This is a genomic window from Plantactinospora sp. DSM 117369 (genome assembly GCF_053764795.1).
Genome location: NZ_CM132446.1, coordinates 9,099,497 through 9,123,831 on the forward strand (window position 1 = coordinate 9,099,497; position 24,335 = coordinate 9,123,831).

Below are 24,335 nucleotides of genomic sequence, written 5' to 3' on the forward strand. Positions count from 1 at the left end.
CGACCACCCCTGGCCAGTTGAAGCGGTACGGTGGCATCGGGTGACGTAAGTCCGCCATCCGCGAGGGGAAGTCACGACCGCGCCACACCCGCCCTCTACGCCAAGGCCGGTATCCCGTACTACTGGCGGATCGAGACCAAGGGCGGGCTGGTCGTGCACCCCCACCGGCTGGACCGGTCGAGGAGATCTACGTCGAGACGGGCCGGTGGACGACGTGCGTCGACACTGGTGAGCCCTGGCCGGTCAACCTGCCGATCAGTCGGCTGGCCCCCGCCACCTCTAGCTTCCCCAAGTCTTGCCCGCCCCGCCCTTTCCCGGCGGGCTGCTCCGGCCCGGGCCGGTGTTTCCGAACCCGGTCGGCGACCACGCCGGCCCGGCTCCGCTCCGCCATCAGTCGCCATCCATTCCGGCGAGGCCGAGCCCCGATGACGGACATCGAGGGTGGGGTGGGCGCTGCGGACCGCCGCACACTGCTCGGTAGTAGTGCACTGCGGAAGGAATCCGGGTGACGTCTGGCGACGCGGTCGAGGCCGCCGATCCGCCGCGCGTACCCGATCCGGAGTGCGGCGCGGTCGACCCGGCGAACGGGCGGAGCTGTGTGCTTCCGCCCAATCACCGGTGGGCGCATCGCGACGAGCAGATGAGGGGATGGCGGTGGAACTCGACGCGCGAGAGGCACTGATCCTCAGCGGCCACCTGGACGTCGCGGCGAGCGGTCCGCCGCTACCCCACGAGGTCGTCTGGACACGCCTGGTCGAAACAATCCGGCTGCATCGGATGATCGGCGGATTGTGTCAGGCGTGTGGCGAGCGGGCCGGTACGGAGGGCCGGTGCTTCAAAGCCGCGATAGCGGTGGAATGGTGCCGGCAAAACCCGATGGCGCTTCTCGATCAGTCCGCTTCCGGGGGTCCCTGATCGGCGCGTCGGGTGGTCGGCTCCCGGGGTCGTGGAGTCGGACCGTCGCGGCAACGACGGCCCGACTCCACGGCCCCGAAGGCGCCGAACCGGTCCAGCGGCCGACTGTCAGGCGATCGCCAGCTTCACTCCGGCGGTCAGCACGAGCTGGCCCAGCGCCACCGGAACCAGTACCAGCCAGCAGAGCCGCTGCAACTGGTCCTCGCGCAGCCGCGGGTACGTCACCCGGAACCAGATGATCACGAATGAGACGGCGAACACCTTGATCAGGGTCCAAAGCCAGCCGAGGTAGTCGTCGCCGAACGGCCCCTGCCAGCCACCGAGGAAGAGCACCGTGGTCAGCGCGGCGATCACCACGATGCCGACGTACTCGGCGAGCAGGAAGAAGGCGAACCGGAGACCGGTGTACTCCGTCATGTACCCGAAGACCAGCTCCGAGTCGGCGATCGGCATGTCGAACGGCGGGCGCCGGATCTCGGCGAGCCCGGCAACGAAGAAGACCACCATCGCCGGGGCCTGCCAGAGCAGCCACCACGGCTGCCACGCCTCGACGATGCCCGGCAGGCTCAGCGTGCCGGCCGCCATCGCCACGCTCGCCGCCGCGAGCACCAGCGGCAGTTCGTAGCCGAGCAACTGTGCGGCGCCCCGGATCCCGCCGAGCAGGCTGTACTTGTTGGCCGAGGCCCAGGCCGACATGAGTACCGCGACCACTCCGACGCCGACCACCGCGAGCACGAAGAACAGCCCGATGTCCAGCGGCTGCCCGACCAGGTCGTTCGGGCCGAGCGGGATGACCAGCAGGGCCAGCAGGTACGGCACCAGCGCCACCACCGGGGCGAGCCGGAACACCGCCCGGTCCGCCTCGCGCGGGGTGACGTCCTCCTTCTGCACGAACTTCACGCCGTCGGCGATGAGTTGCGCCCAGCCGTGGAAGCCGCCCGCGTACATCGGGCCGAGCCGGCCCTGCATGTGTGCCATCACCTTGTGCTCGGCCTGCCCGACGACCAGCGGCAGGATCAGGAACGCCGCGACCACCCCGACGACCCGGACCAGCAGTTCCAGCCAGAGCGGCATCACGCACCCCCGTCACTGCTGTCGTCCGCCGCCCCGGGCCCGTCGTCCGCCCGGCGCCCCTCGGCCGGCGGCCCTGAAGCGGGCGCAGCCGGCGGACCCGAGGCGGGCGCGGCCGGCGGACCCGAGGTAGGTCGGGTGCGGCCCGGCGGGCCGGAGGCGGGGGCGGCGGAGACGGGTACGGCGGCGGCCACGCCCCACTCGCCCGGCGCCGGTACGCCCGGTGGGCGCACCGCCTGCCGGCGGGCCGTACCGGCCTCGGACTCGCCCGGCTCCTTCGCCCCCGGCCACGCCTTGGCCACCCGGGAGGCGAGCACGAACTCCTTGCGCAGCGGATGCCCCTCGAACTCCGGCGGCAGCAGCAGAGGCGCCAGGTCGGGGTGGCCGGCGAAGTCGACGCCGAACATCTCGTGTGTCTCCCGCTCGTGCCAGGCCGCCCCCGGGAACAGGTCCACCACGGACCCGACGATCGCGGCGTCCCGGGGCAGCCGGGTCCGGAGCAGTACGCCGTGCCGGTGCCGGGTCGACCAGAGGTGCGCCACCACGTCGAACCCCTCGGCCAGCTCGTCAACGGCGGAGAGCCAGTCGAAGAAGTCGCAGGCCAGCTCGGTGTCGTCCCGGGCCGCCCGGACGGCGTCCCGCCATCGGCCGGACGGCACGTCCACGGTCGCCCGGGCGTACCCCTGGCCGCCGGACTGCCCGACGGTCACCTCCGCGTCCGCGAGCAGCGTGCCCATCCGGTCACCGACCTGTTCCGGGGTCATGTCCGCGATCCTAGGGCCATCCCGGACCGCACCGCCGGGTCGCGCACCGCTTATTCGGCGACTCCCGGACTATCGGACGGTTCGGCGGGGAAGAATGACCAGGTGCGTGCGATTACCGTAACCCCGGGTCGGGCCAACTCGATCCGGCTGGCCGAGGACTTCCCGGAGCCGAGCCCCGACGAGGGCGCGGTGCTGGTGGAGGCGGTGGCGGTCGGCATCTGCGGCACCGATCGCGAGATCATCGACGGCGAGTACGGCGAGCCGCCGCCCGGCGCGACTGAACTGGTGCTCGGGCACGAGTCCCTGGGGCGGGTGCTGGAGGACCCGAGCGGCTCACTCGCCCCGGGTGACCTGGTCGCCGGCATCGTCCGCCATCCCGACCCCGTCCCGTGCACCAACTGTGCCGTCGGCGAGTGGGACATGTGCCGCAACGGTCTCTACACCGAGCACGGCATCAAGTGCCTACAGGGCTTCGCCCGGGACCGCTGGCGGATCTCGCCGACGTTCGCCGTGCGCCTCGACCCGGAGCTGGCCGAGCTGGGCATGCTGCTCGAGCCGGCCAGTGTGGTGGCGAAGGCCTGGGAGCACATCGAGCGGATCGGCGCCCGGTCCGCCTGGGAGCCGAAGCGGGTACTCGTCGCCGGGGCGGGACCGATCGGCCTGCTGGCCGCCCTGCTCGCCGCGCAGCGCGGCTACGAGCTGCACGTGTTGAACCGGTCGGCGAACGGCGAGAAGCCCGGACTGGTGGAGGCGCTCGGCGGGGAGTTCCACACCGGTACCGTCCCCGAGCTGGGCGTCGAGTTCGACATCGTGCTGGAGTGCACCGGCGCCCCGGCGGTGGTGCTGGACGTGATGTGCCAGGCGGCGCCGAACGGGATCGTCTGCCTGACCGGGGTCTCCTCCGGCGGCCGGACGATCGACTTCGACGCGGGCGCGCTCAACCGGGCACTGGTGCTGGAGAACAACGTGGTCTTCGGCACGGTCAACGCGAACCGGCGGCACTGGGAACTCGCCGCCGAGGCACTCGCCGCCGCCGACAAGGACTGGCTGGCCAGGATGATCACCCGGCGGGTGCCGGTCGACCGGTACGCCGAGGCGTACGACGCGCAGCCCGACGACATCAAGGTGGTCCTGGAGTTCCCGCACTGACCGTCCGGGTCCGGGCCGGGCCCGGAACGCCGACGCCGAAGTTCAGCTTCCCACCGGGGCGAGCGCGGTGTCGGCGGCGGCCATCAGCCGGAGCAGTTCCTCGTCCTCGCCGACCTGTGCGCTGCTCCAGCCGCTGTCCCGGGCGGTGTGCCGGCGCGGCCGTTCCTGCTCGGCCCGGAGCAGCGGCAACGCGGCGGCGGCTGGCGCACCGATCTCGGCCCAGAGCGTCGCCACCGCCCGGCGGGTGTGCACGTTGCGTTCCCAGACCCGGGACAGCACCGGCAGCACGGCCTCGGCGTCGCCGGCCACCCGCCACACCGCTCCGGCCGCCCGCAGGTGCAGCCAGCCGTGCGGGTCCGGCCGCCCGAGCAGGGCCCGGAGCCGGGGCAGCCATTCGGCGCCGGCTGGTCCGATCTCGGCGATCTCCTGGGCCGCGTCGCTGGCGTCGAAGTGGTCGCCGTCGAGGAACCGGCCGAGCACCGGAAGCAGTGGGGCCGGGTCACCGGTGATCCGGTGCAGCGCGGCCGCGGCGGCGAGCGCCGGACCGCGCTGCGGGGCGTCGAGCAGCGGCCGCAGCACCGGTACGGCGTCCCGGGCGGCCGGGCCGAGCCGGCCGAGTTGGCGGATCACCCACCCGTCGGTGGCCAGCGGCAGCAGCTCGGGCAGGGCCGGCACGCCAGCCGGGCCGAGGCTGCCCACCGCCCGGGCCAGCCCACCCCGCCGCTCCGGGAAGTCCCGGTCCGTCGGGGAGAGCCGCCGCAACTGCCGCCGGACCAGCGGCAGCAGCTCGACGGCGGCCGGGCCGAGCCCGCTCAGCGCGGCGCCGACGTCCTTCGGCGGCTCGTCGCGCTCCAGCGCCCAGCGCAGCGGCGGGAGCGCCCGGGCGTCGCCGAGCCGGGCCAGCGCCGCCAGCGTGCCGCCGACGGTCGGCCCGTGGCTCGGCCAGACCATCACCCAGGCCGGCGGGCCGGCGGCACTGCTGTGCGGCTCCTCCCGGGCCGCGCCGGTTACCGCCTCGGCGAGCGCGTCGGCCGCCGGCCGGTTCAGCTCACCGAGGTGTACGAGGATCCGGGCGGCCGCCCGGGGGAGCAACGGGTGCGGGTCCGCCAACTGCCGGCCGATCAGCCCGACCAGTTCCCGGTAGTCGCCCCGCCAGCCGTCCACGAGCTGACCGGCGGCGGGCAGCGCGTCCAGCCGGCGTTCCCGGTCGGAGCCGTCCAGCAGCGTGCCGACCAGCCGGATCCGGTCGTCGACCCGGTCACCGAGCGCCCGGCTCAGGCTGCCGACGGCGGGCCCGAGCCGTGGACCCCGCCGGCCGGCGTCGGCCTGCTCGCGCAGGGCGCGTACGGCGCCGATCAGGGTGTCGGTGGTGAAGCCGGCCGGCTCGGGTGCGCTCGCGGGCTCCTGGTACGCCCCGTCCAGCAGTGCCAGGGCCCGGGGTACCAGGTCGGGCGGCAGCATGCTCGGCGCTCCCGCGCTGACCGAGGTGAGCGCGGTCAGCCGCAGGGCCGAGGCGACGGAGGTGTCGTCGACCACCTCCAGCAGCCAGGTCGTCGCGGCCCGCAGGCTCGACTGGGGCACGCTGGGCAGGTGGCCGGCGGCGGCCCGGCGGACCAGACTGCCGACCGCCGCCACCAGCGCGGTCCGGGCCTCGGCGTCCGGCTCGGCGGGCAGCCGGCGCCGCAGCGTGTCGAGCACCCGGGGCGCCTCGGCCCGGCACACCAGCAGCGCCTCCGGCACCGCCCGGCGTACCGCCGGATCGGGGTCGGTGAGCAGGTCGAGGAAGACCGGCAGCCCGGCGGCGACCACCGCCTCGGCCCGGCGGTAGTTCTCCGCCCAGCTCTCGACGTCGTCGTCATCCTCATCGTCGTGGCCCGCCTCGGCCGACCGGATCAGCTCGTCGGGGTCGTCGACCTCGGCACCGCCGATGCTGGCCAGCAGGCTCACCACCGGGCCCCGGCCCGCCCCGCCGGCCCGGGTCACCACCTCGAAGAGGTACGGCACGCAGGCGATCGTGCAGGCGTAGACGTCGCCCTGGTGGTGCACGGCGCCGTACATGCCGTCGAGGGCGATCTCCCGGGTGGCGGGGTCGGCGGAGACCAGTCCGCGGAGCAGGTCGGGCACCTCGGTCGCCGGCCCGTACGCGTGGGACATGCCGGCCCAGTCGATCTCGTCCAGTCCCGCGAACACGCCGCCTCCCGGTTGCCGGTCACCGCCCCGCCGGCCGCCGCCGGGGCGCGGGCCGGAGCCTATCGGCCCCGCCCGACGGAACCGGCCCCGCTACAGTCCCGGCAGCTCGCCGTTGCGGAACAGGTCCACGAAGATCTGGTGGTCCTGCCGCGCCCTGGCCCCGTACGCGTGGGCGAAGTCGACCAGGTGCCCGACGAACCCGGCCTCGTCGGCGGCGACCGCGGCAACGATCGCCTCCTCGGTGGAGAAGTCGACCAGGTCGTGGCTGGACTCGTCGTCGGCGACCGAGTGCATCCGGGCCACCGCCCGGCCGAGGTCGCCGAGGACCCCGGCCAGTTCCTCCGGCTCGTTCACGTCCGACCAGTCCAGGTCGGCGGCGTACGGGGAGACCTCGGCGACGAGCTGGCCGTGCCCGTCCAGCTCGGTGAAGCCCAGCCACGGATCGGCGTGCGCCTGCAACGCCCGCTGCGACTCGGCCGTCCGGTGTCCCTGGTGCCGGAAGTAGCTCCGGACCCCGTCGTCGGTGACGTACCGGGCCACCGCCGGCACCTGGGCGCGCTTCATGTAGATCACGACGTCGTTCTCCAGCGCCTGGGTGTGCCCCTCCAGCAGCAGGTTGTACGACGGCAGCCCGGCCGACCCGATCCCCACACCCTTGCGGAGCACTACGTCCTTGATCTGCGCGGTCAGCGGACGATGCTCGGCGGTGGCCGGCGGCAGCGTACCCAGGTAGCGCTCGAACGCCGCCACCACGTCGGCCCGGACGTCCCGGTCGACCTGGTAGACCCCGTCGCCGAGGGAGAACCGCCGCTCGTACTGGTCGATGGTGGTCTGCTGGGCCAGCAGCTCGACCCTGGTCCGCAGCCGTGCCTGCTGGAGCACCCGCCGGAGCACCCCGTCGGCGTTGTCCAGCCGGATCGAGCCGATCGCGTCGTCCCCGCCCCGGGCGATCGCCCGCAGCTCGGTCAGGTACGCGGTGGCGAACCGGGTGACCAGCCCACCGATCGCGGAGTCGGAGAGCGCCTTGCCGTAGCCGAGCAGCGCCACGCTGGCCGCGAAGCGCTTCAGGTCCCAGGAGAACGGCCCGACGTACGCCTCGTCGAAGTCGTTGACGTTGAAGACGAGCTGCCCGGAGCCGTTCATGTAGGTGCCGAAGTTCTCCGCGTGCAGGTCGCCGTGGATCCAGACCCGGCTGGTCCAGCCGTCGAGGAACCGCTCGTCGGCGAAGTCGCCGACCAGGTCGGCGTAGAAGACCGAGGCGCTGCCCCGGTAGAACGCGAACGGCGAGGCGGCCATCTTCCGGAATTTGCGCCGGAACGCGGCGGGGTCGACGGCCATCGACTCGCCGAACTCGGCGATCAGGACGTCGACCAGCCACTCTGCCCGCCGACCGAGGGTGCTATCCATGATCGCAGGCTAGTTCCGCTACGCCACCCGCGGCTGTGGTCCGGCCAACCCGGGCGCGGTGCCGGGGCTCACCTCCGGGCCTCGGCGCCCACCGGTCAGTGCTTCGCGGCCCGGTCAGTGCTTCGCGGCCCGGTCAGTGCTTCGCGGCCCGGTCAGTGCTTCGCGGCCGGCGGTGGCACCGGCGGCGCGGTGAGCGATTCGGCGCTCCGCCCGGCCGGCGGGCCGACCCGGTCGGCCGGCGAGGCCAGTTCGTCGGGGCGGGCCACCCCGCCGAGGCCGGAGCGCTCGGCAGCGATCTTGTCCTGCAACCGCAGGATCCCGTGCAGCAGCGCCTCCGGGCGCGGCGGGCAGCCCGGCACGTAGACGTCGACCGGGATGATCTGGTCCACACCCTTGGTCACCGAGTACGAGTCCCAGTACGGCCCGCCGCAGTTGGAGCAGGCGCCGAACGAGATCACGTACTTCGGCTCGGGCATCTGGTCGTAGAGCCGCTTGATCGCCGGGGCCATCTTGTCGGTGACCGTCCCGGAGACCACCATCAGGTCGGCCTGGCGGGGGCCGTGCGCGAACGGGATCACGCCGAGCCGGATGAAGTCGTGCCGGCCCATGCTGGTCGCGATGAACTCGATCGCGCAACAGGCCAGCCCGAAGTTGAAGACCCAGAGCGAGTAGCGCCGGCCCCAGTTGAGCACGAACCGGATCGGTTCACCGAGCACCGCGGGTAACTGCACGGCCGGCCTCCTTCCCCGTCGCCCACCCGACAGTGAACCACAGGATCGGCGCCGGCCGGCCGGCGCGCGGTGGGCCGATCCCCGTCCGGCGTGGCCGGTCGGGCTGCCCGGCCCCGCTATCCGGCCTTCGACAGCATCTTGAGCATCTGGTCGATCTGGGCCGTCCGGGACAGGTCGATCCGCCGGGCCAGCTCGCGTACCTCCGGGTGGAGGCCGGACTTCGTCTCCATCCGGGCCAGCTCGACGGCGTTGTGCTGGTGCCCGATCAGCAGGTTGAGGAAATCCGTCTCGAACGTCGCCCCGCTGGTCCGGGAGAGTGCCGAGAGCTGTGCCGGCCCGAGCACCGGCAGCCCGCCGTGGTCGGCGTGCGCGTTCGCGTCCGGGTCCGCCGAGGTGCTCCGGCCCCAGCCGCGCAGCCAGTCCCGCATGGTCCGCTGTTCGGCCTCCTGGGTGACGTCGATCGCGGCGGCCAGGATCTTCAGCTCCTCCCGCTGTGCCCGCTCGGGCGCCAGCCGGACCAGCGCCAGTCCCTGGCCGTGCGAGGTCACCATCATCTGCAGGAACATCACGTCGGTGTCGTTGAAGGCACCGCTGGGCGCGGCCGACGCCGGGGCGGAGCCGGTCGGGGCGGGCGCCGGGGCCGCGACCGGGACGCCGGTCCCGGCCGGTGCGGAGGCGCAGCCGCCGAGCAGCAACAGCGTCGCGACGATCAGGGTACGGCGGAAGCGGTTCATGCCCTTGTCTCCAGGTACGGCGCCGGGAGCGGACCTGCGGCGGATACGGACCCGCAGGGGGTACGGGTCCGTATCCGCGCGGGGTGCGTCCCGCCGGGACGGCGTCAGGCGCGCTGCCAGAGTGCCGGTACGTTCGGCGGTTCCCAGCCGGCGATCGCGGTGTGCGCCTGCAGGCAGCGGTACGTCGCGCCGCCGTAGGTCACCTGGCTGCCGACCTGGTACGCGGTGCCGGCCCGCCAGGTTCCACCGGCCGGCGGCGGTGCGGTGGTCGGCGGCGGGGTGGGCGGGTTGGTGGTACGCGTGGGGGTGGGGTTCGGGTTGGGGTTGCCGCCACCGCCGCCGATCTGGAGGTCCACGCAGGCGTAGAAGGCGTTCGCGGTGTCGGCGATGTTCCAGATCGCCAGCAGCTTCTGCCGGCCGCTCCGGCCGCCCATGTTGACGGTGTGCGAGACGGTGGCGCCGGGCTGCCGCCCGCCGTCGTCGAAGACGGCGATCCGGGAGCCGCCGATGTAGTACTCCCAGGTGCTGGTGGCGTGCCGGGCGGTCAGTACCCAGTTGAAGTTCACCGTCTGCCCGACCGAGGTGGCCGGCCAGGGCCGGCTGTCGTCGTTCAGCACCGCGAAGTGCCCGATGTTGGCGTGGCAGTTGCGCAGCCCCTTCGGGCCCTCCACGCTCTGCGGCTCCCACTGGATCTGGCCGCAGTCGAACGACACCGCCCGCTGCGCGCAGAGCGCCTGCCGGCTCGGTGGCGAGGAGATGTAGCCGTGTGCCTGGGCGACCTGCGGGGCCACGAGGAGGGCGGAGACGACGGTCGCCACCGTCGTGACCGCCAGGACCACGGTTCTTCGCATCGTGGGCTCCTTACTTCATCGGGAAGGTCTCCTCAACATAAAGGAAAGATTGTTAACAGTAAATACCCGGCGGCGACATTCGTCGATGGGTTGCCGGCGGCACGGCACCGGTGGCGGGTGTCGGCCAGCCGACACGAAACGGGGTGCAACCGGGATCCGGAGTCCGACGTGTCTTGGCCGCAACAGGGAACGGGCGGACGGACCGCCCTCCGATGTGGACCTGGAGGAACTGGGATGACCACCATCAAGACCCGCCACCTGACCGTCGGCGTCCTCGCTACCGCGATGGCCGTACTCGCCGTGGCGCCGGCCGCGCAGGCCGCTCCGCAGGTCGGCCAGGGCGACCTCGGCCAACCCAAGGACACCTCGGTCACGGTGGGTCGGCTGGTGCTGGAGCCGACCGAGCGCGGCTACCGGGGCAGCGTGCCACTGACGATCTCCTACCGGGGGACGGAGACGGCGGACCTACAGGTGACCATCGCCGAGCCGGTGGCGGGCGCCTTCGAGAACTTCGACTCCGACTTCCCCTGCTTCTACGGGCAGCGGGAGGGAGAGCTGCGCCGGGACATCCACTGCGGGGCCAGCCCGATCCGGGGCGGTGAGCGCCGGGACTACACCATCGACTTCGAGGTGCTGACCGCGACCCAGGCGTACGCCATGTCGGCCGTCGGTGGCGCGGTGACCGTGCAGACCACCGACTCCCAGCCGGTCACGGTCACCAAGAGCATCGACACGCTGTTCCGGTCCACCACCGGCTCACTGCGCAACCCGAGGCCGTACGTGCAGGACACCCAGACCGACGCGTCGGTCACCGCGGGCGCGGCGACGCTGGTACGCCAGGAGGACGGCAGCTACCTCGGCCGGGTCCCGCTCACCGTCCGGTACAACGGTGACGCCCCGCAGGACGTGAACGTGCTCGATTCGGTGCTGCCGGCCGGCGTGCAACTGCGGGGCATCAGCCCGGGGGCCGTCTGTGCGTTCCCGTGGTGCGAGGTGCCGGGCGGCGCGTTCATGCCGGGCGAGGAGCGGTCGATGGAGCTGCTGATCGGCGCGCCGGCCGGGACCGCGCTCGGCGACCTGGGCACCGGCTCGGTGCTGTTGAGCACGGGTTTCTACCTCCACGATCTGTCCGACGTGGACCCGTCCGACAACACGGCGACCTTCACCGTCACCGCCGTTGACGGCGCTGCCTAACATGACGGTCGTTGACGCCCGGCCCCTGGTGTTCCAGGGGCCGGGCGGCTCTCTCGTAGCCCCCCGGTCACCCGGCCGGGGGGCTATAACGGGCGCGCCGAACAGCCACGGGGAGACGGATGTGCAGACTGAGGAGCGGGCACCGCAGTTCGACGACGTGTACCGTGCCCACTTCCAGTCCCTGGTCGTCCAGCTGTACGCGTACGTGGGTGACATGACCGAAGCACAGGACCTGGTGCAGGAGGCATTCAGCCGCGCCTGGCCCCGCTGGGACAAGATCGCCCGGTACGACGACCCCGTCGCCTGGGTCCGCCGGGTCGCCTGGAACACCGCTACCAGCAGGTGGCGCCGGCTGCGTACCGCTCGTAGATATCTGGAACGGCAGCGGCCGGAGAACGTGCCCGGACCCGGCCCGGACCGGGTGGCCCTGGCCGCGGCGCTGGCGACCCTGCCGGCGAACCAGCGCCGGGCCGTGGTGCTGCACCACATGGCGGACCTGTCCATCAACGAGATCGCCCTGGAGTGCGAGGTCGCGCCCGGCACGGTCAAGTCCTGGTTGCACCGGGCGCGGATCGCCCTGGCCGCCCGGCTGGGCGAGACTGGTGCGGGTGGCCCGGGGGTCGGCGGCACCACCAGTCGGAGGCCACCGGAGACGACCAGCCGGATGGAGGTGATCTGACGTGGACGAGCTGGACCCGATGACGGCCCGCCGGCTCGACGCGGCGTTCGCCGACCTCCGCGCCGACGCGCTCGACCGGGTCGTACCCCCCAATCCGGACGCCCCCCGGCGGATCGCCTACCGGCGCACCCGCAACCGCATCGCCACCGTCGGGACGCTCGCCGTCGCCGTCGTGGCCGGCAGCGTGGTCGGCGTACTCGGCAACAACGGCGCCAAGCTGCCCGACCCGCCGGTCGCCAACACCCCCAGCCAGACCGCCGCGCCGGAGACCTTCCCGCCGTCCGCCACCCCGTCCGCCCCGCCCTCCGGCTCGCCGTCCCCGACCACCACCGCGACGCCGAGCGGCACGCCCACCCCACCGCCGACGTCAGCCGGCCCGGCAAACCCGACGGCGACCCGCCCGGCCGACCAGGGCCAGGCTCCGGATCCCGGACCCGCCGAGCCGGATCGGCCGACGGACCTGGTGTTGACCGGCCCCACCGAGGTGACCCTCACCCCGTCCGACGGCAGGTACGCCGGCACCATCCAGATCGTGGTCCGCAACCAGGGCGAGCAGCCGTACGACGCGAACGCGCTGATCATGGTGGAGCCGCTGGAGGTGCGGACCCGAATCGAGGGCAGCGATTTCGGCCCCTGCTTCTTCACCGACCAGAACACCCGGACCCGCACCTCGGAGTGCAGCGGGTTCACCACGGTCCCGTCCGGCGGGGCCCAGACCAGCACCCTCGCGATCGTCGTCGACCTGGCGCCGGCACCCGGCACCCGGACGATCGACGGCTACCGGCTGACCATACGCAGCAACCTGGACGGCAACCTCCTGACCGACGAGACGCCCGGCGACAACACCATCGCGGTGCGGCTGCGCCTCAACGGCGGCTGAGCCCGGGCGGTAGCGGCGATCACCAGTCGGGGCGCTGGAGCAGGCCGAGGAATTCGGCCAGCAGCCGTTCCCGGACCGTGATCGGTGCCGCGTCCAGCAGGGTGTTGACCGGTGCCATCCGCTCCGGCGGCCGGCCGGCGGCGGCCGGGTCCAGGCCCAGCCCGGCCGCCACCCCGGCGACCAGTTCCGGGGTGAGCTGAGCCGGGGTCAGCGCGCCGAGCGTCTCCAGCAGCGCGGCGGGAAGCCGCACCGGGCCGGCCGACCGGGCGTCTGCCGCCGCGGCCCGCAGGTCCGCGCCAAACTCGGCCACCCGGGGCGCCACCGAGGCGGTCACCGAGAGGTGGATGTTGGCCGGCAGACCGGCGTACGAGAGCTGGGGCTGGGTGTGCCAGCCGCGCCGGGTCAGCTCGTCGGCCAGGACGAAGAGGTCCAGCCCGGGATCGGTGCTGACGAAGCAGACCACCGTCGACTCCGGTTCGGCGAGCAGTCGCAAACCGTCCACTCCGGACACCGCGCCGGCCAGTCCGCGTACCGCCGCCAGGGTCCGCTCGGCCAGGGCCAGGTATCCGGCGTCGCCGACGTGCCGCAGGGTGGCGTACGCGGCGGCGATCGGCCCGCCGGAGCGGGTGGACGAGAGCACCGGGTTGACCAGGGTGTAGCCGGGCCAGCCGGCGAACGCGAAGTACTGCGGCCGGCGCAGTTCGGCATCCCGGTGGAGCAGCACCGAGACCCCCTTCGGGGCGTAGGCGTACTTGTGCAGGTCCACCGAGATCGAGGTGACACCCGGCAGGCTGAAGTCGAACGCCGGCACCGGTACGCCGAGCCGACGCAGGTACGGCAGGGTCCAACCGCCGAAACAGGCGTCCACGTGGCAGCGAACTCCCGCCGTCGCGGCGACCTCGGCGATCTCGGCGACCGGATCCACCACCCCGTACGGATACGACGGCGCCGAGCAGGCGACCAGCACGGTGTCCGGGCCGATCGCGGCGGCGACGTCCCCGGGCGCGGGGCGGAGCGTCCGCGCCGAGACCGGCACCTGGTCGAGGGTGACCCCGAGGTAGTGCGCCGCCTTGGCGAACGCGGCGTGCCCGCTGGTCGGTACCACCAGCCGGGGCCGGGCCACCTCGGGCCGGGCGTCCCGGGCCGCCTTGACGGCCAGGATCAGCGACTCGGTGCCGCCGCCGGTGACACTGCCGACAACCTCGGGTGCCGCCGTACCCGGCCCGCCGCCGAGCAGTTGCGCGGCCGCGCCGACGAGTGCGTTCTCCAGCGCCAGCAGGGACGGAAAGGCGGTCGGGTCCAGCCCGTTGACGTGCGCGGCCAGCGCGTACGCCGAGTTCGCCAGCTCGTCCAGCCCCGGTACGGCGGGGTCGTAGACGTAGGCGAAGAGCCGGCCGCCGTGCGTCGGCAGGTCTGCGGCGCGCAGGTCGCGGAGTTCGGCCAGTACCTTGTCCGCGGGTACGCCCACCGGCGGCAACGCCTCGATCATGGCGGCCACCGTAACAGCCGGCACCGCGCCGATTGCCCCTGTTGGGACGCGGTGCGCGGCTCGATTCCGTGCCATCGTCGCCGGCCTGTGGCGGCAGATCACCCGCCAGCCCACCGTGGACCAGCCGACCCTGCGGGGTGACCAGCGTCAGTTTGATCCCCGAGAACCTCTTGATGGACAGCGACGATGCCGCACCGATCGGCAATACAGACCTCCGCCAGCGAGGTCGACGAAACCGACAGCGCGGCGCCGGAGCAGGTCCGGCGCCGCGCAGTGCTGGTTCAGGTGCTCTGGTTCGGTCAGCGGGCGTGGTACGCCGCCAGGTCCGCCTGGTTGGTCGGATCCGGCCGGTCGATCGTGGCGGTGACGGTTCCGTCCAGGTCGACCAGGTAGAGACGGTCCGAGGCCTGCACGACCAGGCTGTTGTCCGGCCGGAAGAAGATCTCCGTGACTCCCCGTACGGAGTTCGGCACGTTGATCCGCTTGCCGGTGACCGTGTCCAGGACGAACCGCGCCCCGGTGACCCGCTTCGGGTCGCTGTTGCCCATCGCGGTGGCCACGTACCGGCCGTCGTCCGAGATGGCCTGCACCGCGAACGGGCACTGCCCGCGCCCGCACTCCGGCTGGCCGGCGAGGCTGGTCCGCCGTACCACCCTGCCGTCCGGTCGGGCGATCACCAGGGTGTCGCCCGTGGCGTGCACCCGGTAGGCACCGTTGGCCGCCCAGCTCAGGTACGTCGGGAAGCGGTCGAGTCCGAGATCGTCGTATCCGCCGGTGACGGTGTCGAGGTAGCCGTAGGACTGCCCGGTGGCGGTGTCGCCGTCCATAGTGGTGACGCCGATCAGCAGCCGGCGCGAGTCCGGCATCCAGACCGGCCCGTTGCCGCCGCCCCAGGAGACGTGCTGTCGCGCCACCTTCCGCTTGCCCCCGGGCTGGACGATGACCAGGTCGCCGGGGTATTCGCTGATGCTCTTGGCCGGATGGACCAGGGCCACCTTGCTGCCGTCCGGCGCGACGGCCGCGACCTGGTCGCCGAACTTACGGGGGCCGAAGTTCGTGGTACGGGCCACGCCGTCGGTCACCGTGACGACCTCGATCTCGGCACCGACCCGCAGATAGACCAGTCGGCCCGGGACATGGCTGGGCTCGCTGCGCGGCGGGACGTTGGTGGTGGCGGTGGTCGATGGGGTCGCCTGGGCCGAGGGGGTGGGGGTGGCCGACGCCGACGGCGCCGGCGGGCTGACCACACTGGACGAACCGGCGGGCGTTGGGGTGAGCCCGGCCTGCGGCGCCAACTGGAGCCCGCCGATCGTGGCCACCCCGGCCAGGGCCAGGGCGGCGACGGAGGTGCCGGCGGCCCGGCGGTGACCGAGACGGCGGGCGGTGCTGTTCACCCGGGCTCGCAGCGCGGTGTAGTCGGTGTCGGTCATCTCGTCCGCCAAGCCGGTGAGCCGGCTGTTCAGGTCGTTCATCGGGTCACCCCAAGGTCGATCTCGGGCAGCAGTTCACGGAGTCGTCGCAGGGCGCGGGCGGTGTGGCTCTTCACCGTGCCGATCCGACAGTTGAGGACGTCGGCGGTCTCCGCCTCGCTGTAGTCCTCGAAGTACCGCAGCACGATGACGGCGCGCTGCCGTACCGGCAGGGCCTGCAACGCCCGGCGCAGCGCTAACCGCTCCACCGTGTTGTGTGCGTAGTCGGCGTGGTCGTGACGTTCCGGCAGATCGCCCGGCATGGTCTCGGCTACCCGGCGCCGACGCCACACGCTCACCTGGAGGTGGTACATGACGCGGCGGGCGTACGCCTCCGGGTTGCCGCCGTCAGCCAGGCGACGCCAGGCCCGGAACGTCCGGGCCAGCGCGTCCTGGACCAGATCCTCGGCCAGGTGCCGGTCACCGGTCAGCAGGTACGCCGTGCGCAGCAACGCTGGCGCCCGGCCCCGAAAGAAGGAATCGAAGTCGTTGGTCATCTGCTCCGCCACAGGCGATCGGGCGGTGGCGCCCACAGGGGCGACCCCGGTCATGGCTCGGGTCATGGACAACTCCGGTCGAAGAAACTGGGGCGATTGCCTGCGCGCGGCGGTGGACACGTGTATAAACGTCCCCCCGCTCGCTCCGGGGTTACCGCCGACGAAGGTCATTCCCAGTCATGAACCTGACTCTGGATCGGGACAACCTGCGACGGGTCGAAACCGTTCAGCTCGCGCCAACCGCTGCGGCGTCAGGTCGTAGCCGCGCATCGTGAGCAGGGCCAGCCCGACCAGCAGGGCCGGCAGCACGGTGAAGCCGACCAGCACTCCCGCCCGGGCGGTGCCGGACTGGGCCGCCGCCTGGCCGGTCGACGAGGAGACGTAGCCGGTCAGTTGCAGTACCAGACCGTAGATGCCCGGCCCGAGGGCCAGCCCGAACGTCTCGCCGGCCGTCCACAGCCCGGTGAAGACGCCGGCCTGGCGGCGGCCGGTGCGCGCGGTGTCGTACGCGATGCAGTCCGGCAGCATCGCCATCCCGAACACCTGCTGACCGGCGTACCCGCAGCCGATCGCCGCGACCACCAGATAGACCGCCGGGGCCGGCAGCACCGGGGCGGCGACCAGGGCCAGCGCGCCGGCCGCGAAGAGCAGCGACGCCACGGTGAACGCCCGGGGCTTGCCCAGCCGGGCACCGGCCCGGCTCCACAGCGGCATCACCAGCAGCGCCGGGCCGACGAAACATCCGAAGAGCAGCGTCGGGCCGGTCTCCGGATCGCGCAGCACGTGCGCGGCGAAGTAGTTGACCCCGGCCAGCACGGTCGCAATGCCGGCCGCCTGGACCACGAAGCAGACCAGCAGCAGCCGGAACGGCCGGTTGGCGGCGGCGACCGCGAGCTGGGCCCGCAGGCTCGGTTCGCTCGCCACCACCGCCCCGGTCGGGGCGGCCCGGGTGCCGAGGAACGCGCCGACCGCGCCGGCCGCGATCAGCACCGCCACGAAGAGCCCCAGCCAGCGGTGCCCGGGTACGCCGTCGCCACCGGCGGTCACCACCACCGGGGCGAGTGCGCCAGAGATCAGGATGGCCAGCGCCAGTACCGCCACCCGCCAGGTCATCAGCCGGGTCCGCTCGGTGTAGTCGTCGGTCAGCTCGGCCGGCATGGCGACGTACGGGACCTGGAAGAAGGCGAACGCGGTCGCGGTGAGCAGGAACGCCAGCGCGACGTACCCGGCGGCGGCCGGGCCGGGCGGGAACGGCGCCGCGAAGATGGCGGCGAAGAGGGCGGCCAGGCCGAGCCCACCACCGAGCAGGTACGGCCGGCGGGCGCCCCAGCGGGACCGGGTCCGGTCGGAGATCCGCCCGGCGACCGGGTTCACCAGCACGTCCCAGGCCTTCGGCAGCAGCACCAGCAGGGCGGCCAGCCCGGCGGCCACGCCCAGGGTGTCGGTCAGGTACGGCAGCAGCACCAGGCCGGGCACCGTGCCGAAGGCGCCGGTGGCCAGTGAACCGAGGGCGTACCCGGCGTGCACCCGGCGCGGCAGGGCGGCCCGGGGCGGGATTCCGGTGGAACCGGCGCGAGTGCCGGGCACGACGTCCATGGCCCGGGAACGTACGCGAAGGTGGCCGGTCGACGTATCCGCCGACCGGCCACCGGCCACCCGGGTCAGGTCAGCGCTGACCGCCCAGGTACATCGCGTTGAACAGCAGCCGGTACGTGCCGTGCGACTGGGCCCGGTGCTGCGGCTTGAAGCCGAGCAGTACCACCTGGCCCTCGCCCACCTTCGCCGTCACCACGGCGGCCTTGCCGCCGATGACGTCCTCGCCGAGCAGGAAACCGCTCTTGAGCAGGTTGCTGGTCGGCCAGGTGGCCGCCACCGAGACGCCCTTGGCGCCCTCGGTGACCTCGAACGCCGGGCCGTCCGCCACGAATGCCGAGGCGGTCGGGGCGAAGCCGGCCCCGACCGGGTCGCTGGCGTCGACGTTCAGGTTCAGCACCGAGCCGGGGATGTTCAGCTCGGTCTCCTCGACCCCGGCGGTGACGTCCTGCACCGGCACCCCGAACGCCTGGATCGGCAACTGGGCGGCCCGGTTCAGCGTGACGAGCGTGCCGCCGGCCTCGACGAACGCCTTGAGGTTGGCGATGCCCGCGTCGGTCATCCCGCCGGTGTACGCCTCCGGCAGCGAGCCGGCCGCCCGGCCGTTGCGGATCGAGTTGTAGGTGGCGTCGGGCAGCACGATGGTGTCGTACTTCGCCCGCAGGTCACCGGCGCGCACCGCCGCGTTGGTCAGCTTCGAGTAGCCGAACCGGAACTGTTCCAGGATCAGCCGGGTCCAGCCCTCGTCGTAGTTGTTGAAGCCGTCGTACAGGCCGATCCGGGGCGCGGACAGCGCCTTCGTACCGGCCGGCTTGGCGTCCACCGCCGCGATGGTCAGGCCCAGCTCGGTGGCGAGCGCGGTGACCCGCTCGGCGGTCTGCGGACCGGTCCGCACCAGGAAGGTGCCGGCCGGCAGCTTGCCGGTGCGGGTGGTCACCTCACCGGTGCTGCGGGAGACCTTCTCCCCCGCCGCCAGCAGCGCGTTCACCGCGGTCGCGCTGTCGTTGACCCGCGGGTCGAGCGCGTACGCGTGCTTCGGTGCCCCGGCCACCACCCCGGTCGGTACCTTCGGCCAGCCGACCTCGGTGGTGCTGACCCGGACGTTCCGGTCGAGCTTGTCGACGCTGACGCCCATCTGGAACGACAGGGTGTAGCCGGTGATGTCGTACGGCGGCTCCAGCGGGCCGCCCGGATAGAGCCGGCGGTCCGGGTAGACCTGCGGGTTCAGCAGGTCCAGCACGGCCGCCCGGTAGGGCTGCGCCTCCCGGACCAGGTAGCTGCCGGCCGGGTAGGTCCGCTTGCCCACCTTGAACGAACTGAGTGCCTGCTCGACCCGGATGTTGTTCCAGCGCAGCTTGTCGACCAGCTTGGTCGCGGTCGGGAAGTCCGCCTGGTCGGCCGGGATCACGTAGGTGACGCCGGCACCGTCCCGGGCGCCGTCCCGGGCCATCTGGTACGCGCCGTAGAGCCAGCCCTCACGGTCGTCGCTGGCCAGCCGGAGCATCGCCCAGGAGGCGGTCTTGATGTAGTCGCAGCTCTGCGACAGGTGCCACTCGCCGCCCTGCCACGGGCTCGGGTAGAACACCGACGGCTTGCTGGTCGAGGTGCCGTCGGCGAACGTCGCCGGGAAATCTTTCGGGTCGTACACCCTCGGGGTCGCCGAGGCGTGCGCGGTCTCGGTCAGGATGCCGACCTGGTTGTGGTAGTACGGCGAGGTCCGGGCGCCGCCGTTCCACCAGATGTCGTACTGCTGCCGGGCCAGCGCGCCGACCTTGTCCTCGCGCTCCAGCCGCTGCCCCATCGCGTCGCCGACGATGTTGACGCCCCGAACCACCTGCGGGTGGATGTTCGGGTTCAGCGGGTCCTCGAACGGCGGGATGCTGATCCGGGCCGGGAAGACCGCCGTCTGGTGCACGTTGTGCATCATCTGCGGCAGCCACTCGTGGAAGAGCTGCCGGCCGACGTTCTGGGTCTCCTGGAGGTTGAACATGTACCAGTCACGGTTGTTGTCGTGCCCGGCGTACTTCTGGTACAGCTCCGGGTAGCCGGCGTCCTGGTAGGGACCGCCCAGGTTCTGCCGGTACCACTCGGCGACCTTGGTGCCGCCGTCCGGGTTGACGTTCGGCACCAGCAGCGTGATGACGTTGTCCCGGATCTCCCGGGCCTCCGGCGTCTCGCTGGTCACCAGGTCGTACGCGAACTGCGGCGCGCTCTGGTGCCCGGCGACCTCGGTGGAGTGGATGCCGAAGTCGACCCAGGCGACCGCCTTGCCGCTCTGCGCCAGCCCCCGGGCCACCGACTCGGAGAGCCCGTCACCCTGGGAGAGCCGCACCGAGGTCTGCCGGTACCGCTCCAGGTTCTCGGCCTTGAGGTTCTCCTCGGCGGAGACGATGGCCATGAGCTGCGGCCGGCCCTCGCTGGTCTTGCCGATCTCGACCAGCTTCATCCGGTCGCTGGCCTGGTCAAGCTTGTGGTAGTAGTCGGCGATCTGCTCGTAGGTGGCCAACTTGTAGTCGGCGCACGGCACCCAGCCGAGCACCGACTGCGGCTTGGGTACCCGGCCGGCGGCGGTGGCCCCGCCCGCGTTCGCCGTGGTTAGCAACGGGGTGCCCAGCAACGCGACCGCGACCGCGGTCGGCATGGCAATTCCGGAGAGCCTTCGGTTCACCAGCAAACCCCCTCATACGACGATGTACGACGGAAAGAGGTCCGGCAGGGGCGGCCGCGCCAACTCGGATGATGTTGATCTAACGCTTCTCCCCGCAGCTCAGGGAACATCGAGGCAGGGAAATTGAGCCAATCTTGAGTGTCCCGGCATTCCGCCGCGCTGTGTTCAGCCGCGTCGATGCGGGATGATCGCAGCGGCTGGTACAACAGATGAGGAGCGGCCGGCATGCGCATCCTGTTGGTCGAGGACGACGCCCGGGTGGCCGGCGCGATGGCCGCCGCCCTGTCCCGGCGCGGGTACGACGTGGAGCGGGCCGGCACCGCCGCCGCCGCGCTCGCCGCCGCCCCCTGCGACCTGGTACTGCTCGACCTCACCCTGCCGGACGGCGACGGCGTGGAGGTGTGCCGGGCGCTGCGGCAGCGCAGCGCGCAGCTCGGCATCATCGCGGTGACCGCACGCGGCGAGGAGCGTGACCGGGTGATCGGGCTGCGGATGGGCGCCGACGACTACGTGGTGAAGCCGTTCTCGATGGCCGAGCTGGAGGCCCGGATCGTCGCGGTGCTCCGGCGGGCCCGGGCCGGCGCGCCCCGACCGGAGGTCGTCGAGGTCGGCCCGATCTGGATCGACGTCGCCGCCCGGCTGGTCACGGTACGCAGCGCCGGGGTCGCGCTGACCCGCAAGGAGTTCGACATCCTGGTCTCGCTGGCCCGGCAGCCGGGCGTGGTGGTCCCGCACGAGCGGATCGTCCTCGACGTCTGGCCGACCACCGGAGCCGCCCGGCACACCGTGGAGGTGCACGTCGGCTCGCTGCGCGGCAAGCTCGGCGACCCCGACCTGGTGCAGACCGTACGCGGTGTCGGCTATCGGCTCCGGGCCGAGTGACCGGAGCCCTCCGTGCGCCGCCGCCTGGTCTTCAGCTACTCGCTGCTCATGATCCTGGTCCTGCTCGCCCTGGAGACCCCGCTGGCGATCACCCTCGCCAACCGGGAGACCGAACGGATCCGGGCGGACCGGCTCGCCGACGCCAACCGGTTCGCCTCGCTCTCCGGCCCCGCGCTGCGTACCGGTGCGGTCAGCGCGATCAACGACGAGTTGCAGCGCTACCAGGAGCTGTACGGGATCAGCGCCGCGGTGATCGACCGGGAACGGCGTCAGGTGGCCGCCCCCGCCGGGCCGCGGCTGGACTCCGAGCTGACCGACACGGCGATCTTCGGCGCCCTCGCCGGCCGGCAGATGACCGTGCCGGAGGTGCTCTGGCCCTGGCAGGTCGGCCCGCTGGTGGTGGCGGTACCGGTGAACGACGGCGGTGAGGTGATCGGCGCCGTCATCACCGTCTCCGCCACCGAACGGGTACGCCGGACCGTCACCGTCTGGTGGGCGGCGCTGGCCGCGGTCGGGCTGCTCGCGGTCTCCGCCGGGGTGATGACGGCGTTCCGGCTGGCCGGCTGGGTGCTGCGCCCGGTGACCGTACTCGACGTGGTGACCCACGACATCGCGGCCGGCGACGGCTTGGCCCGGGTGCCGACCCAGCAGGGTCCGCCCGAACTGCGCCGGCTCGCCACCAGCTTCAACGAGATGGCCGACGCGGTCGCCGACGCCCTGGAACGGCAGCGGGCCTTCGTCGCGCACGCCAGCCACCAGCTCCGCAACCCGCTGACCGCGCTGCGGCTGCGGGTCGAGGAACTCGGGCCGAGCCTGACCGACGAGTACGGCCGCGACGAGCACAAGCTGGCGCTGGAGGAGACCGACCGGCTGGCCCAGGTACTCGACGGGCTGCTCACCCTGGCCCGCGCCGAACGGGCCCAGCACACCATGGTGGTGGTGGACGCCGCGGCGGTGGCCAAGTCCCGGGTCGCCGCCTGGCAACCGCTGGCCAACCACCGGGGCATCGCCCTCACCCTCGCCCCGGTGACCGACCCGGTGCACGCCCGGGCCGTGCGTACCGCCGTCGACCAGGTGCTGGACGCGCTGATCGACAACGCGGTCAAGTTCGGCCGTCCCGGCGGCCGGGTCGAGGTCTCGGTGCACCGCGCCGACGACGGCGTGGTCGTCCGGGTCACCGACGACGGGCCGGGAATGACCGGTGCCCAGCTCGAATCCTCCACGGAACGCTTCTGGCGGGCCCCGGACACCCAGAACATCGACGGGGCGGGGCTCGGCCTGACCATCGTGGCGGTACTTGTCGACGCCTCCGGCGGTCGCCTCACCATGCGTCCCGCCGAACCGACCGGGCTCACCGCCGACGTCTGGTTCCGGCCTGGCGAGGCGTGAGCGGTGCAGGTACCTGTCAGGGCTTGTGCGTCTGGTAGTAGCGGGCGGCACCCGGGTGCAGCGCCAGCGGGGTGGTGGTGATCGCCGACTGCACGTTCAGCCGGGCGGCGGCCGGATGGGCGCTGCTCAGCTCGTCCCGGCGCTGCATCAGCAGCCGGGTCACGTCGTAGACGAGCTGCTCCGGCATGCTGGTGGCCACCACCAGATAGTTGGGCACCGCCACCGTGGTCACCGGCGCCGACCCGTACGCCGAGGCGGGGATGTCCCGCTGGACGTACACCTCACGGTAGGACTGGCGCAGCGGCTCGACCCACTGGCCGAGGTCGACGAAACGGGCCCGGGTCTGGGCGGCGAAGTCCGCCACCGCCTTCACCGGCAGGCCGCCGGAGAAGAAGAACGCGTCGATCCTGCCGGCCCGCAGCGCGGCGACCGAGTCGTCGATGCCGAGCCGGAGCGTCTCGGCCAGCTTGTCGCCGACCCTGGCCACGTCGAGCAGGCGTTCGGCGGTGACCGCGGTGCCGGAGCCCGGCGCGCCGATCGCCACCCGCTTGCCGCTGAGGTCCGTCAACTGCCGAATCGGCTCCTGGCTCAGGGTGACCAGGTGCAGCAGGTCGTCGTAGACCCGGGCGACGGCGCTCAGTCCGGTGCCCTCGCCCGGCTCGGTGGCCAGGATGTCGGCCTGGGTGAAGCCCAGTTCGGCCCGGCCGGTGGAGACCAGCGAGACGTTCTCCGCCGATGCGGCGGTCACCACCACGCTCGCCGTGACGTCCGGCAACTCCCGGTTGAGGATGCCGGCCAGGGACTGACCGACGGCGTAGTAGACCGCGGTGGCACTGCCGGTCGCGATGCGTAGCCTGGTCGGCTCGGCCGGCCGCGAGGTGCAACCGGCGGTGGCCGGCAACGCGACAGTGACCACGGCCAGCGTCACGGCGAGCGTGCCGAGCCGCCGGCCGGGCAATCCCCGGCCGACGCGTCGGTGCCACCGTGCCCCGCCCACCCCACCACCACCCCGGCGATGATCGACACTCAGCGCAAATTTTGCTCAAGCCTTCAACGGATGTCTACCGCCTCGGCGCGGTAACGGCCACCGTTGAAAGTAGTTGGTCGTCGCGACTACGGGGGGCGACAGAGATGGTCTGGAGCACCGGGGCGTACGCCTCAACGCGGCCGCCCCTACGGCCGTCTGGCAGAACCAGCCTGCTGGATCGCGCTTCGTTGGCGGATGCCTTCGAGGCGGCATGCCTGATCAGGTGCATCCGGGTGGAGGGGGTGCGGCAGCCGACCACGATGGTGGCCGAGTTCAGCTCGGAGGCTGCCGCCACTCGTCTCGGCGAACTGCTGGCCCGGCTCGGCACACCGGCCCGGTCGGAGCGGATCACCGCCGGCGTCCGCCGCCGCTACGAACTGCACCGGCTGCACCTCACCGATCCCGGGCAGCCCGCCGTACTGTCGATGGGCTGGCGGCAGGGGCGGACGGCCCTGCTCGACCCGGCCGCCGTCGGCGCGTCCGCGCCCCGGAACGCCCGCCGCCAGGCGCTGGCCGCCGCCGCCTGGCGCGCCGCGCTGCTGGCCGCCGGCCGGCACGTCCGGACCGCCATCCTCGGGGTACGCATCTGCGACACCGAACTCGCCGCGGTGCTGGTACGCAGCGCCCAACTGCTCGGCTCGCCGGCCTCGGTCGCGCCCCGCTCGGGTTGCCTGCTGGTGACGGTGCCGGGCGGCCCGGACAAGGAACGCATCCTGCGCCGCAGCGCCCAGCCGGTCCCCCTGGCAAGCTGACCGC

The 24,335-nt window shown here is 72.7% G+C and carries 21 protein-coding genes; 8 read left to right on the forward strand and 13 right to left on the reverse strand.

What is annotated here, in order from left to right:
* The first annotated feature begins 648 nt into the window (after positions 1-648).
* Positions 649-915 (forward strand): hypothetical protein, encoded by a 267-nt coding sequence (locus ACSMXO_RS39000; protein WP_455415786.1) that lies wholly within the window; start codon positions 649-651, stop codon positions 913-915.
* 108 nt (positions 916-1,023) lie between these two features.
* Here the strand turns inward: ACSMXO_RS39000 and nuoH are convergent, their stop codons facing one another.
* Complete coding sequence (gene nuoH / locus ACSMXO_RS39005; RefSeq protein WP_107269389.1) at positions 1,024-1,989, reverse strand: NADH-quinone oxidoreductase subunit NuoH; 966 nt, start codon at positions 1,987-1,989, stop codon at positions 1,024-1,026.
* A complete protein-coding gene (locus ACSMXO_RS39010) occupies positions 1,989-2,750 on the reverse strand; it encodes an NADH-quinone oxidoreductase subunit C (protein WP_455415787.1) in 762 nt (253 codons plus the stop codon). Before ACSMXO_RS39010 ends, nuoH begins: the two co-directional genes overlap by 1 nt.
* 102 nt (positions 2,751-2,852) lie before the next feature.
* Here ACSMXO_RS39010 and ACSMXO_RS39015 point away from each other — a divergent pair, with 102 nt between their 5' ends.
* A complete protein-coding gene (locus ACSMXO_RS39015) occupies positions 2,853-3,899 on the forward strand; it encodes a glucose 1-dehydrogenase (RefSeq protein WP_346257312.1) in 1,047 nt (348 codons plus the stop codon).
* A gap of 42 nt (positions 3,900-3,941) precedes the next feature.
* On the opposite strand, the gene ACSMXO_RS39020 is transcribed toward ACSMXO_RS39015, so the two are convergent.
* The 5 genes from ACSMXO_RS39020 to ACSMXO_RS39040 form a co-directional block, all read right to left on the reverse strand.
* Entirely contained in the window at positions 3,942-6,089 is a 2,148-nt protein-coding gene (locus tag ACSMXO_RS39020) for a hypothetical protein (protein ID WP_455415788.1), read from the reverse strand.
* A gap of 90 nt (positions 6,090-6,179) precedes the next feature.
* Positions 6,180-7,496, reverse strand: a complete 1,317-nt coding sequence (locus ACSMXO_RS39025; RefSeq protein WP_455415789.1) for a DUF2252 domain-containing protein — start codon at positions 7,494-7,496, stop codon at positions 6,180-6,182.
* Between the two features lie 152 nt (positions 7,497-7,648).
* Positions 7,649-8,227: an NADH-quinone oxidoreductase subunit B gene (locus ACSMXO_RS39030; protein ID WP_346257309.1), complete on the reverse strand. Its 579-nt coding sequence runs from the start codon at positions 8,225-8,227 to the stop codon at positions 7,649-7,651.
* Positions 8,228-8,343: 116 nt separating this feature from the next.
* A complete protein-coding gene (locus ACSMXO_RS39035) occupies positions 8,344-8,961 on the reverse strand; it encodes a DUF305 domain-containing protein (RefSeq protein ID WP_346257308.1) in 618 nt (205 codons plus the stop codon).
* A 104-nt stretch (positions 8,962-9,065) separates the two neighbouring features.
* On the reverse strand, positions 9,066-9,812 hold the full coding sequence (locus ACSMXO_RS39040) for a lytic polysaccharide monooxygenase (protein WP_346257307.1): 747 nt from the start codon (positions 9,810-9,812) through the stop codon (positions 9,066-9,068).
* Positions 9,813-10,046: 234 nt separating this feature from the next.
* Between ACSMXO_RS39040 and ACSMXO_RS39045 the strand changes: the two genes are divergently transcribed.
* From ACSMXO_RS39045 to ACSMXO_RS39055, 3 genes are all read left to right on the forward strand, one after another.
* The gene (locus ACSMXO_RS39045; RefSeq protein WP_455415790.1) at positions 10,047-11,006 is read left to right on the forward strand and encodes a hypothetical protein; all 960 of its coding nucleotides are present in this window, start codon (positions 10,047-10,049) and stop codon (positions 11,004-11,006) included.
* 121 nt (positions 11,007-11,127) lie between these two features.
* Positions 11,128-11,685: a SigE family RNA polymerase sigma factor gene (locus tag ACSMXO_RS39050; protein ID WP_455415791.1), complete on the forward strand. Its 558-nt coding sequence runs from the start codon at positions 11,128-11,130 to the stop codon at positions 11,683-11,685.
* Position 11,686: 1 nt separating this feature from the next.
* Positions 11,687-12,565, forward strand: coding sequence for a hypothetical protein (locus ACSMXO_RS39055; protein ID WP_455415792.1), 879 nt, complete (start codon positions 11,687-11,689; stop codon positions 12,563-12,565).
* 19 nt (positions 12,566-12,584) lie between these two features.
* Here ACSMXO_RS39055 and ACSMXO_RS39060 read toward each other — a convergent pair whose 3' ends face one another.
* From ACSMXO_RS39060 to ACSMXO_RS39080, 5 genes are all read right to left on the reverse strand, one after another.
* Positions 12,585-14,054 (reverse strand): pyridoxal phosphate-dependent decarboxylase family protein, encoded by a 1,470-nt coding sequence (locus tag ACSMXO_RS39060; RefSeq protein ID WP_455415793.1) that lies wholly within the window; start codon positions 14,052-14,054, stop codon positions 12,585-12,587.
* Between the two features lie 299 nt (positions 14,055-14,353).
* Positions 14,354-15,526 (reverse strand): hypothetical protein, encoded by a 1,173-nt coding sequence (locus ACSMXO_RS39065; RefSeq protein ID WP_455415794.1) that lies wholly within the window; start codon positions 15,524-15,526, stop codon positions 14,354-14,356.
* A complete protein-coding gene (locus ACSMXO_RS39070; RefSeq protein WP_346257347.1) occupies positions 15,523-16,020 on the reverse strand; it encodes a SigE family RNA polymerase sigma factor in 498 nt (165 codons plus the stop codon). Before ACSMXO_RS39070 ends, ACSMXO_RS39065 begins: the two co-directional genes overlap by 4 nt.
* 177 nt (positions 16,021-16,197) lie before the next feature.
* A complete protein-coding gene (locus tag ACSMXO_RS39075; RefSeq protein ID WP_455415795.1) occupies positions 16,198-17,616 on the reverse strand; it encodes an MFS transporter in 1,419 nt (472 codons plus the stop codon).
* A gap of 70 nt (positions 17,617-17,686) precedes the next feature.
* Positions 17,687-20,254, reverse strand: a complete 2,568-nt coding sequence (locus tag ACSMXO_RS39080) for a M14 family zinc carboxypeptidase (protein WP_455415796.1) — start codon at positions 20,252-20,254, stop codon at positions 17,687-17,689.
* Positions 20,255-20,506: 252 nt separating this feature from the next.
* Here ACSMXO_RS39080 and ACSMXO_RS39085 point away from each other — a divergent pair, with 252 nt between their 5' ends.
* Together ACSMXO_RS39085 and ACSMXO_RS39090 are read left to right on the forward strand one after the other, a co-directional pair.
* A complete protein-coding gene (locus tag ACSMXO_RS39085) occupies positions 20,507-21,163 on the forward strand; it encodes a response regulator (RefSeq protein ID WP_432876803.1) in 657 nt (218 codons plus the stop codon).
* Between the two features lie 12 nt (positions 21,164-21,175).
* On the forward strand, positions 21,176-22,552 hold the full coding sequence (locus ACSMXO_RS39090) for a sensor histidine kinase (protein WP_455415797.1): 1,377 nt from the start codon (positions 21,176-21,178) through the stop codon (positions 22,550-22,552).
* A gap of 16 nt (positions 22,553-22,568) precedes the next feature.
* Here the strand turns inward: ACSMXO_RS39090 and ACSMXO_RS39095 are convergent, their stop codons facing one another.
* Positions 22,569-23,549 (reverse strand): TAXI family TRAP transporter solute-binding subunit, encoded by a 981-nt coding sequence (locus ACSMXO_RS39095; protein WP_346257297.1) that lies wholly within the window; start codon positions 23,547-23,549, stop codon positions 22,569-22,571.
* Between the two features lie 134 nt (positions 23,550-23,683).
* Between ACSMXO_RS39095 and ACSMXO_RS39100 the strand changes: the two genes are divergently transcribed.
* The gene (locus ACSMXO_RS39100; RefSeq protein WP_455415798.1) at positions 23,684-24,331 is read left to right on the forward strand and encodes a hypothetical protein; all 648 of its coding nucleotides are present in this window, start codon (positions 23,684-23,686) and stop codon (positions 24,329-24,331) included.
* The last annotated feature ends 4 nt before the right edge of the window (positions 24,332-24,335 follow it).